The sequence below is a fragment of the Desmospora activa DSM 45169 genome, from assembly GCF_003046315.1.
Classification (GTDB): Bacteria; Bacillota; Bacilli; order Thermoactinomycetales; family DSM-45169; genus Desmospora; species Desmospora activa.
This window is the reverse complement of sequence record NZ_PZZP01000001.1, coordinates 1-9,571: the sequence shown is the minus strand read 5'-3', so window position 1 is coordinate 9,571 and position 9,571 is coordinate 1. Positions and strand designations below refer to the sequence as shown.

At 49.7% G+C, this 9,571-nt stretch carries 7 protein-coding genes, 1 rRNA gene and 1 riboswitch; all 8 genes read right to left on the bottom strand.

Features of this window, described 5'->3' with window-relative positions; genetic code table 11:
• Nucleotides 1-333: 333 nt before the first annotated feature.
• Nucleotides 334-1,629 (bottom strand): adenylosuccinate lyase, encoded by a 1,296-nt coding sequence (gene purB / locus C8J48_RS00040; RefSeq protein WP_107724364.1) that lies wholly within the window; start codon nt 1,627-1,629, stop codon nt 334-336.
• 5 nt (nt 1,630-1,634) lie between these two features.
• A complete protein-coding gene (gene purK / locus C8J48_RS00035; protein WP_107727507.1) occupies nt 1,635-2,816 on the bottom strand; it encodes a 5-(carboxyamino)imidazole ribonucleotide synthase in 1,182 nt (393 codons plus the stop codon).
• A 5-nt stretch (nt 2,817-2,821) separates the two neighbouring features.
• Nucleotides 2,822-3,313 carry a 5-(carboxyamino)imidazole ribonucleotide mutase gene (gene purE / locus C8J48_RS00030; protein ID WP_107724363.1) on the bottom strand — a complete coding sequence of 164 codons (492 nt, stop codon included), beginning with the start codon at nt 3,311-3,313 and terminating at the stop codon, nt 2,822-2,824.
• Between the two features lie 115 nt (nt 3,314-3,428).
• Nucleotides 3,429-3,530, bottom strand: a riboswitch (purine riboswitch).
• 304 nt (nt 3,531-3,834) lie between these two features.
• Nucleotides 3,835-5,079: a dicarboxylate/amino acid:cation symporter gene (locus tag C8J48_RS00025; protein ID WP_342748197.1), complete on the bottom strand. Its 1,245-nt coding sequence runs from the start codon at nt 5,077-5,079 to the stop codon at nt 3,835-3,837.
• A 404-nt stretch (nt 5,080-5,483) separates the two neighbouring features.
• Nucleotides 5,484-6,719 carry an MFS transporter gene (locus C8J48_RS00020; protein ID WP_107724361.1) on the bottom strand — a complete coding sequence of 412 codons (1,236 nt, stop codon included), beginning with the start codon at nt 6,717-6,719 and terminating at the stop codon, nt 5,484-5,486.
• The gene (locus tag C8J48_RS00015) at nt 6,716-7,705 is read right to left on the bottom strand and encodes an ArsR/SmtB family transcription factor (RefSeq protein ID WP_107724360.1); all 990 of its coding nucleotides are present in this window, start codon (nt 7,703-7,705) and stop codon (nt 6,716-6,718) included. Before C8J48_RS00015 ends, C8J48_RS00020 begins: the two co-directional genes overlap by 4 nt.
• A gap of 333 nt (nt 7,706-8,038) precedes the next feature.
• Nucleotides 8,039-8,815: a class I SAM-dependent methyltransferase gene (locus C8J48_RS00010; protein ID WP_170105005.1), complete on the bottom strand. Its 777-nt coding sequence runs from the start codon at nt 8,813-8,815 to the stop codon at nt 8,039-8,041.
• Nucleotides 8,816-9,476: 661 nt separating this feature from the next.
• A 5S ribosomal RNA gene (gene rrf, locus C8J48_RS00005) occupies nt 9,477-9,571 on the bottom strand; the annotation flags it as partial.

The following is a 9,571-nucleotide window of genomic DNA, read 5'->3' as shown; positions in this document are numbered from 1 at the left end:
GCCTCATCAGCAAAATGTGAATCTTGGACTCATGTAGGGCATTCCCGTATTCGCTCCATGCACTCACCAGCACAAGTCTCGCCTTGGTCACTTCGCTCCTAGGTCTCGCTTTGCACTCACCAGCACAAGTCTCGCCTTAGTCGCTCGCTCCCAGGTCTCGCTTTGCACTCACCAGCACAAGTCTCGCCTTAGTCGCTTCGCTCCCAGGTCTCGCTTTGCACTCACCAACACAAGTCTCGCCTTAGTCGCTTCGCTCCTAGGTCTCGCTTTGCGTGGCAGAGTCGCACAGAAGGAAATCCCCCGCGCTAACCGACAATGTTAGCAGTTGAGGTACTAGTCCAAACCTAGCCGTGCAAAAATTTCATCCACCCGCTGTAAATGGTAACGATAATCGAAGCAAGCGGCAATCTCCTCCGAGGAGAGAATTCCGGTGATGGTGTCGTCGCCTTCCACCAGCTCCCGGAAAGGGGTCGCCTCTTCCCAGGCCTGCATGGCCAGCTTTTGTACACGATCATAGGCGCTTTCCCGCTTTAAGCCTTTGTCGATCAAGGTGAGAAGTACCCGTTGTGAATAGATCAGTCCGTAGGTACGTTCCATATTGCGCTTCATGTTTTCCGGGAATACCGTTAAATTCTCAATAATGCCCGCCAAGCGGTTCAGCATGTAGTTGAGCAGGATCGTGGTATCGGGCAAAATCACCCGTTCTGCGGAAGAGTGAGAAATATCCCGTTCATGCCACAGAGGAACATTTTCATAGGCGGTCACCATATGACCCCGTACCACCCGTGCCAGCCCTGTGATATTTTCCGAACCGACGGGGTTACGCTTATGCGGCATGGCGGAAGAACCTTTTTGCCCTTTGCCGAACGCTTCTTCCACTTCTCGTGTCTCACTTTTTTGAAGCCCACGGATCTCCACTGCAAATTTTTCCAAGCTGGTAGCGATCAGCGCTAAAGTGGAGAGGTATTCCGCATGGCGATCCCGCTGTAGAGTTTGAGTGGAGATGGGTGCTGCTGTGAGGCCCAATTTTTCACATACATATTTTTCAACAAAGGGATCGATATTGGCATAGGTACCGACAGCGCCGGAGATTTTGCCGACGGCCACTGTGCGAACGGCTTGTTCCAACCGCTCTTTGTTCCGTTTCATCTCTTCCCGCCACAGTGCCAATTTTAGCCCAAAGGTGGTCGGTTCAGCATGGACACCGTGGGTGCGTCCCATCATTACCGTGTATTTGTGCTGTTTTGCTTTTTGCTCCAGCACATCCAACATCCGATCCACATCACGCAGCAAAATGTCATTGGCTTGGCGCAACAGATAGGATAAGGCGGTATCCACTACATCGGTTGAGGTTAAGCCATAGTGAACCCATTTGGATTCATTGCCTAAAGTTTCCGCAACTGCACGGGTAAAGGCGACCACATCATGGCGCGTCTCCTCTTCAATCTCCAGGATGCGGTCCACATTGATGCGGGCGTGCTGCCGGATTCGCTCCACATCCTTCCGCGGAATCACACCCAACTCCGCCCACGCTTCACACGCCAATATCTCCACTTCCAGCCAAGCCCGGTACCGGTTTTCATCGGTCCAGATCGATCCCATCTCTTCACGTGTATAACGTTCAATCATCCTTTTCAACTCCCGGTAGATTTCATCGACTCGCTGCTTTCCGAAGGCCAGATTCCCAATTCGTCCACAACTGTTTCCGCTTGTTCCAAACTTGCCTCCACGACAGTGATATGCCCCATTTTGCGTCCCGGACGGCTCTCTTTTTTGCCGTATAAATGCAATTTGGCGGATGAGGGCAAATGTGGAATCGCCTTTGTCACCTCTGGCAGATGTTCGCCGAGGATATTCACCATCACTGCTGGGGAAAGGGGTTGAAACGATCCCAAAGGCAATCCACAGACGGCGCGAACATGTTGCTCAAACTGCGAAGTGGCACAAGCATCGATCGTCCAGTGGCCCGAATTGTGGGGACGAGGTGCCAATTCATTGATCCAGAGGCGTCCATCCACCAACTGGAACATCTCCACCGCCACCAATCCAACTACATCCAAAGCAGTTGCCACATTTTGCGCCAACTGCTCCGCTTCCCGTAAGATGGAATCCGCGACTGGCGCCGGTGCCCGCGTCAGATGCAAAATATGATTACGGTGCACGTTTTCCACTGCCGGGTAAGTACCCACCTCGCCAGTAACGGAGCGAGCAGCGATCACAGACATTTCCCGCTGGAAGGGAACAAACGCCTCCACCACCCAGGGGCCGCCTGTCAATGTTTTTGCGGTTTGCACAGCATCGTCTCTGCTACGGAGTAACCACTGCCCCTTGCCGTCATAGCCACCGGTAGCCGTCTTCAGCACACACGGAAAACCGACCTCCATCGCGATGCGGAGAAGATCGGATGCATGGATGAGGGGTTGATACGGAGCAACAGGCAGTCCGGCAGCGACGAGGGCTTCTTTTTCCCGCAAGCGGTGGCGGGTGGTTTGCAGCAGGCGGCTTCCTTGCGGAACAAAGGTGTGATCTTCTAACAATCGCACCACATCGTCATCCACATTTTCAAATTCATACGTGACTACATCGCAGTGCTGTGCCAGCTTCCGCGCCGCTTCCAGATCATCAAAAGGAGCCTGAATATGCTGATCTGCCACCGAAGCAGTCGGACAATCCGCCGCCGGATCCAGTGTCACAAAACGGTAGCCTATTTGCCGTCCGGCCAGTGCGATCATCCGTCCCAATTGCCCTCCGCCTAAGATACCAATGGTACTACCAGGCAGAATCGGGTGTGCTTGTTTTCTTTTTTTCTCAGTCATCACTCTCACCCATCCAAATCGGCTGTATCCAGTACGCGCTGACGAATCGTTTGTCTGCGACGGCGTAGCCGTTCCCGTATATTTTCATTATGAGACCCCAAGATTTCCGCAGCCAGCAGCCCTGCATTAACGGCTCCCGCTTGACCGATGGCAACGGTCGCCACCGGCACACCGCCCGGCATCTGCACAATGGAGTAGAGGGAGTCTACCCCGTTTAAGGTGGACGTTTTAATGGGAACTCCGATCACCGGTAAAACCGTCTTAGCCGCTACCATCCCAGGCAGATGGGCGGCTCCACCGGCACCAGCAATAATTACACGTAACCCCCGGCCTTCGGCTTCCTCCGCATAGCGGAACATCTCATCAGGCGTGCGGTGAGCCGATACCACCCGTTTCTCAAACGGAATCTCCAACTCCTGCAATACTTCACACGTTTGCTCCATGGTGGGCCAGTCGGAAGTGCTTCCCATAATGACCCCCACCTGTGCCAACGACATTGACTCCACTCCTATCACTGAGTTAATTAAATGTCGATTGCCTCAATCTAGACATCAAAAAACCCAAACGAAGGGTTCACAGGGAAACCCCACCGTTCGGGTGAATAGGTACACACCACGGCAAGGCGTTTCCCATAGTCCGGAAATTTACGGTTTCCGGGTAGAGACGCCCAGGCCCTATTCCCAGGCATATATGAGAAAAGCACGATTGATGAATTTAATACTTTCGCTTCATGTCCAGTGTAACAGCCCTACACCTTGAAAGTCAACGCAAAGGCGAACGATTTAACTTCCAATCTCATCAGCGTTCGTTTTTACAATAAAAAACCCACCCGCTTGGCGATTGCGGATAGGTTTTAGGCATATCTGCTCAAGGTTAAACATGGGAATCGGGCTCCACTATATCATCCCACTTAAGCACTCCAAAGTACTCATCTCACCTCGGTCACTTGTTCCCGGGTCTCGTTTATGCACAAAAGGATCTTTACTCACGTCCTGCATTCCTTATTTACCAGCCGTCATCATGCAGTCTTACTCGCTTCCTCCTGAATATTGATGTCTGCCCCTTCCGTCTTGGCGATACAGGTGGCAACCATAGCGTCACCAGTGATGTTGGTGGCAGTACGCGCCATATCCAACAGACGGTCTACGCCCAACACAATCGCCAATCCTTCGATGGGTAGACCCACGACCGGAAATACGATCGTCAACATCACAATCCCAGCGGAAGGTACAGCAGCGGTACCGATCGAAGCCAACGTCGCCGTTAGAACGATCAAGAGCTGTTGGGTAATCGTAAGATCAATACCGTATACCTGCGCGATAAAAATCGCTGCAACCCCCTGCATAATAGCGGTCCCATCCATATTGACGGTAGCGCCCAGGGGCAGGACAAAGCTGGAGATGCTCTTTGGTACATTTAACCCTTTTTCCACTCGATCCATGGTAACCGGCAAAGTAGCAGCGCTGCTGCTGGTGGTAAAAGCCACTTCCATCGCCGGAAACATCGCTTTATAAAATTTGATCGGGCTTAGTTTGGCAATAAACTTGAGGAACAATCCATAGGTGATCGTCATGTGGAGCAAAAGGACCGACACCAATGTAATCATATAAAGGGCCATCGAACCAACCAGATTCGGACCCGCTTCCCCAATTGCACGGGCCATAAGCGCAAAAGCGGCAAAGGGAACGATTTTCATCAATTGGTGAATCATCCACATCATAATCTCATTGGCTTGTTCCACCAATTCCTTGACCCGATCCACTTTGCTGCCTAAGAAAGCCATCCCGAAGCCGAATACCAGGGCAAAGAAGATAATCTGTAACATTTGCCCTTCCGCCAACGCTGCAATCGGATTTTCCGGCACAATGTTGACGAATGTTTCCAAAATTGACGGCGCCCCATCTTTCGCCGCATCCGGTGCTTCCTCAGGCAGCGGTATATTGCCGGCATGGGTGCCTGGACCGATTACATTGGCTAAGATCAATGCCAAGCTGATAGCGACCGCAGTCGTAATCAGATAGAGAAGAATTGTCTTCCCACCGATTCGGCCCAATTTTTTTGGATCGGCCATTCCCGCTGCACCGATGGCGATCGAAAAGAAGACCAACGGCACCACGATCATTTTAATCGCCTTTAGAAACAAATCAGCCACAGGAGAGAAGACGTAAGTGTTGACTGAATCAAAAGTGGCAGGAAAATAAATATGAAGGGTAAGCCCCACAATGAGACCGAGCACAATTCCAATGAGGATTTTTTTCGTCATGCTCATTCGATCCACCTACCTTGTTAAAAAATCGTGGAAAACCCACGGAGTTACCTAAATCCGGGACAATTGATTTTATCTTATATAATTAAAAACTGTTATTGAACAACCCTCGATTGAACCATTATTCAGTTGTTCTTAACGATTGAGCTGCAATGCATAACTCAGCCAAAATCCACTTTTAGACTCGCTCTTTCAACTATACCATAACACCTAAGCAAAACGCCATAATCCTTCATATAACGGCAAAACATAACATTTCCTATCCCAGTTTCTCGCATCCCCCCATTTTCACCTTTTTTGATTATGAAAGTGGCTTTGAGCTAAACTATGATTGTTTTATCTTGTCCCATTACTCAGAAAAATGTAGGTGCCTTATCCATAAGATTGATACACCCCTTTTTTCACCCCGCCAACGGCTTCTTCGATTCTACCCATTCTTGATCCAACTGCCGAAATACGGGTAAAAACCACGCCACCACCGATGCAATGACAACAAGTCCCCCAGCCAGTGCAAATAAAGTGGTCACTCCCCAGGATTCAGCGGTAATTCCTCCGACAAATGCCCCCACCGGCATCCCGCCTTGCGCCAGTAAAATACGCAACGAAAAAACCCGGCCCCGTAACTCTTCCGGCACGAAGCGCTGATACAATGTTGTATTTAAGATGTTAAACCAGATTAGAAAAAATCCGCTAATCGCTGCCAAGCCGATTGCTAAAGGATACCAATACACAAGGGAAAGCAATCCCAAACAGAGTCCCCCAATCAGATTTGCTCCCAACATATATGGCTTTTTTCGGCGTGGCTCCGCAATCCATCCCATAAAAAGCGATCCCCCGATCATTCCCAAGGACAGCGAAGACATCAGCAAGCCATAATGGAACGTTGTTCCGCCCAATACTTCCAGTACATAGGGCAAGTACATCGGATTGGCGGCACTAAAGCATAGATTTCCTACCATGATTAACAACCCTGTGCCTAAGAGTACCGGCTGCACTTTATAAAAGGAGACTCCTTCGCGAAATTGTTGCACCCATGCACCTTTTTCTTGCGTAGATGCAATCTTTTTTTTAGGCGGAAGAAACCAGATCAGCGCTCCGGCTATTGCCATCAGTACAACTAATAAATACAAAATCACGTGTGCATCCCACATCATCAACAATAACCCAGCTACAGGCGGACCCGCCAACATGGCAAAGCTCATCGTTCCCTCTAACAGCGAGTTCGCCTTTACCAGCTTCTCCTTGGACACCACTGACGGCAAATAGGCCATCGCAGCCGGCCGAAACAAGGGTTCCGTACAACCCATCAACATAGCAGAGACAAATAAGTGCCACGGCTGCAACAACCCCAAAGTTAACATCACCGCTGGAAACAGATAAGCGGCCCCTCGAATCAATTCCGAAGCCACCATCACTTTGCGTAAATCCCACCGATCCAAAAAAGGTCCCACCAGCAGCTGTACAAGTAACAACGGGATCAGATATGTCATATGCAACGAACCCATTAACATCTTGGAACCCGTCAATTCAAAAATCAACCAACCCTCGACAAAAGTGGCAAACATGCCTCCCAATCCTGAAGCGATCTGGCCTGCCCACAATAATACAAATACGCGCTGGCGCAACAATTCTTTCATTGTTGTCCCCCTTCTCCCCGCCGGGAGGTCGATGATATCCGATCTGGCAGCAAATATTCCCGCAGCTGACCCCCAACCTGATCCAAAGCAACCTCCCGCAGCCGATGTCGTTCCATTCGTTTATCCACAAAAAAATCCCGTTGCACCAACCCAGCTGCCCGCAGGTGAACTAAATGATGATTAACTGTACTTTTCGCCAAACCAATATAACGGACGATCTCCATAAACGTGCGCGGCTCTTCTGCGATATAGCGCAGAATGCGCAAGCGATTGGCATCGCCGAGACAGTTGCTAAGTCGAACCAATGACCGCGGTGGATCCTCCGGCTTTTCTGGCGGCAATTCTACCGCATATTGCCAAATGCAATGGTTTCGGTACTCCGTCAATATATTAACGGGTGCGTAATGATACTGTGGGATCAAAACCAGATTCCATGTCGATTTTATCGGCTGCACCCGGATTCCTTTTGTTGCTTGTTCCACCACTTCTACCGGATCCAGTTTTTCAGCTAAGCGACGTTTTTTCTCCGCATCGGCACGTAAATACTGCAAAATGGCGGGATCCAAGTCTTGAAAATACTGCTGATTCCACTGTTCCACCACCGTCAGCACATGCTCCTGCATGCTTTTACATTCATCCAAGGGCAAAGGTCCCAAGTCCCCCCAATCGATTCGCTCATAAAGCTCCTCTGCTTGCTGGGCCTGTAACCAGCGCAAAAACGAGTCCACACTTCCTTTTTCCGGTGACTCCACTGCCCATCTCATCAGTAAATATCGAAAAATTTGCTTATCCTGAAAAGCATCTTCCGTCTGCTCCATCAGCTGTGACAAGGTTTGTTTTAGCTCCGGCTGAATACATGCATTCACTTTTCCCACCCATGGTTTTCCCAAGTCCGTCACCCGTGGCGCTTTTTTATCGAGATAAAGAGTGAGGCTGGCAATCAACTCATACAAGGGGGAGTACTCCACTTTTAATTGAATTGGCATCTATTTTTTTCACCCTTTCTGTTCGATATATGTAGAACAATTGCTTTAGTTCGATTATAATCGAACTAAATAATGGCGACAACAACTTTTTCCACTTTGCTTCTCTAAACACAAAAAAACCGGCTCTAGCAAGAGTCCGGTTTCCATTCTTTATTGCTTACTTCCTTATCTCACTATTCGGAAGTCGCTCACTATAATCGATTAAGCTTAGCGAAATCCACCCCACTCTTAGTGCACTTGTCTGTAGGAAATGTCCCTTTAGCAGCACATCATTCCTAACCTACTTGGATTCTGGTCAACCGCTATTTACATCCCTCACCCAACACAAAAACATCATCTTGTCGCTACCCACATCGCTTTTCGCAAAATAAATTCAGGATGTTCGCACACAGGATCAAACCCAAGTAGTTGCTGTTGTTCCGGATTGGCTTGCTGCAGAGTATTATGCACCAATTTTTTTGACTCGTCCGTTGTATGGGCACGCGCAAACCAATGATCCATCTTGACTCGATTCTGCCAGCGATGAGTTACTTCCACCGTCAAAAATCCAGCCTGTTGCAACATCTCGCTCCATTGCCCTTCCGTATATACCCGTCCATGAGAGGGGTCACGCCATTTTTCCACTTGGTTGTAGAGACGATCCACATCGGGATCATCAGGAGCGACATTATCCACCAATATAAAAATGCCGCCAGGTGCTAACAGACGTCGACATTCTTGAAATGCCTGCAATGGATGTGGAAAATGATGAGCGGCAATTCGTAACGTAACGACATCAAATAAATGATCCGGCAGTGGGATATTTTCCGCATCCCCCATCATCCAGCTGAGATTATCCAACCCCCGCGCCGCGGCTTCCCGCTGTGCCTGTTCCAACATCTCTGCCGTCAGATCAAAGCCGACAACACGTGGAACATACTCACGCAGCGCAAACGCTGTATGTCCCGTTCCCGTCGCCACATCCAACGCCAGCAGCGGACGGGGGACACGTGCTTTCACCTCTTGTACCAGCCAAGTGAGATCCTGTCCCTTCGCATGGATGTCACTGCCAACATACCCCGCTGCCGATTTGCCAAACTGTGTCTGCACCGCTTTTTTCTCCTCAGACAACCTTGCCACCTCCCATGGTGAAAAACAATCGTTTGTTTCGTCAAATGAAACCTCGTTTCAATATCATTTTACTTTAAACGGGATACGATGGCAATCCGTAATGGAATAATCTCGTATAAACGGTTATTCAACGGTCACATTTGTCTCCCGTAGGGTCTGAGCCGTACCTCAGTCCTAGTGTGGCCGGTCACCTACTCAGGTCGGTATTCCACGCGCTCTAACCGCGCTTGCTGCTTCGCTTTTTCCTGCGCACGACGTTTCGCTTCCCGCTCAAACCGCTCACGCTCAATTCGCTCCGCTTGTAGCCGCGCTATTGCTGCCTGGGTGAGCCATTACCCCACCAATTTGCATCAAGACTTTCCCTCTAGCTAATGCACCGCAATCGTGATAATTAGGCAATGGTAAATAGAAAATTAACAGCACAGTGATACCCAGATCACACATAAACCCACGAGTTTGATTACCTTACCAGACGTAGTTGGGTTTTGCCTTGTAAGGGTCTTCCTCCTTCATCAAGCTTCATCAAGTTGGCTTGCAACTGAACAGACCTGCCCTCTAGGGGTACCGGTGGTGGTTTGTATTAAAAGGTTTGTACTAAAAAGGCACACAACAGAAAAACCACCCTTATTGGGTGGTTTTTATTATGCCCGATATGGGCTTTGCCTGGCAACGTCCTACTCTCCCAGGGGCCTGCGCCCCAAGTACCATCGGCGCTGGAGGGCTTAACTGCCGTGTTCGGGATGGGAACGGGTGGAT

What these genes read in the sequence shown, in the direction of transcription:
- C8J48_RS00020 (WP_107724361.1), bottom strand. Translation starts at nt 6,719, where the DNA reads ATGAAAGAATTGTTGCGCCAGCGCGTATTTGTATTATTGTGGGCAGGC.
- C8J48_RS00015 (WP_107724360.1), bottom strand. Translation starts at nt 7,705, where the DNA reads ATGCCAATTCAATTAAAAGTGGAGTACTCCCCCTTGTATGAGTTGATT.
- purE (WP_107724363.1), bottom strand. Translation starts at nt 3,313, where the DNA reads ATGTCGTTGGCACAGGTGGGGGTCATTATGGGAAGCACTTCCGACTGG.
- C8J48_RS00025 (WP_342748197.1), bottom strand. Translation starts at nt 5,079, where the DNA reads ATGACGAAAAAAATCCTCATTGGAATTGTGCTCGGTCTCATTGTGGGG.
- purB (WP_107724364.1), bottom strand. Translation starts at nt 1,629, where the DNA reads ATGATTGAACGTTATACACGTGAAGAGATGGGATCGATCTGGACCGAT.
- purK (WP_107727507.1), bottom strand. Translation starts at nt 2,816, where the DNA reads ATGACTGAGAAAAAAAGAAAACAAGCACACCCGATTCTGCCTGGTAGT.